This is a genomic window from Actinoplanes sp. NPDC051633, assembly GCF_040681735.1.
GTDB lineage: Bacteria > Actinomycetota > Actinomycetes > Mycobacteriales > Micromonosporaceae > Actinoplanes.
In genome coordinates, this window is sequence record NZ_JBFAZH010001799.1 from 1 (window position 1) to 1,089 (window position 1,089).

General features: G+C 71.0%; 2 protein-coding genes. One reads left to right on the plus strand and one right to left on the minus strand.

All coding sequences use genetic code 11. The annotated features are described in order from the left end of the window. Positions 1-460: hypothetical protein (locus AB0M20_RS45270; RefSeq protein WP_364307830.1), on the minus strand; the 460-nt coding region annotated here is incomplete at its 3' end. A 174-nt stretch (positions 461-634) separates the two neighbouring features. On the opposite strand from AB0M20_RS45270, the gene AB0M20_RS45275 reads away from it, so the two are divergent. Further along, on the plus strand, positions 635-1,089 hold a 455-nt coding region (locus AB0M20_RS45275; RefSeq protein ID WP_364307832.1), incomplete at its 3' end, for a hypothetical protein.

A 1,089-nucleotide genomic window follows, 5' to 3' on the forward strand; every position in this document is an offset into this window, starting at 1 on the left:
CCTGTTCCGCCTGCCGCTCGTCCGTGATCACCGGGACGTTGTCGGGGCCCAGCACCAGAGGCCGGACGGTCAGCGAGTGCCAGCCGGGGAAGCCGAGACGGATGGGCCGGGCGGCCCAGCGCGCGGTCGCGCTGTTCTGGGTGATGACGATGAGGACGGGCTCGCAGCGGTATTTCTCGTACAGGTACGACAGGTAGTACGGCCAACTGCCCCGCTTGCGGTCGTCCACCTTGCCCTGGGACTCGACCACGAGGAGATACGTGCCCTCGTCCGTCTCCGCGCGCAGCAGCGTGTCCACCCGGCGCTCGACCGGCTCGATCTCGGTGAGATCGACGTTCAGCGCGGCGATGTCGTGCGGTTCGGGGAACGGTACGTGCAGCACCCGCTGCAACGCCCGCGTCAGCAGGGCCGGGTCCTTCTGGAAGATGCGGTGCAGCGCCTCGTGCGACGAGCCGACCATCAGCTCTCCTTTCGTACGACAGGCACAACGAGCCACCTCACGAAAGGTCGCCCCCAGGGGTGACACACCGTCGCAACACCCTCTTCGTACTTGTCCCGCATCGTTGATCACCGGGCCGGGCATCGATGACGGGAGCGAGGAGGTGCTCAGATGGCGGTCAGTCGCAGGGGACTGTTGAGTGCAGGGGCGGGCGTCGGGTTGCTGGCTGCCTGCGGGGGCAACACGGGGCGTGGGAGCACCGGGCTGCTGGTACTGGCCCATGCTCTGCTGGTCACCCGCACCCGGACGCTGGAACTGCCCCGTGTGCTGGGGTCCGTTGGCGCCGGGCCGGGCGAACTGCCCGGTGTGCTGCTGCTGGTCGCCCGCGCCGTACAGGTCCTGGCGGGGGAAACCACCGGTCTGCGACGGGTCCTGCGCGTCGATGCGGGGCATCTCGGCGGTGCCGCCCATGCCCTGCCGGTCGTCGATGCGCGGCATGCGCGCGGTCTGCGAGGCGTCCTGCTCGTCGTGGCCGCGGGGGACGTCCAGCGAGGCACGCGAGGCCGGGTTGCCGCCGGGCAGCTCGGGACGCGGGCCACCACGCGGCGGCGACAGCGGCTGACGCCCCTGCTCGGCACCGGCACCGGCGC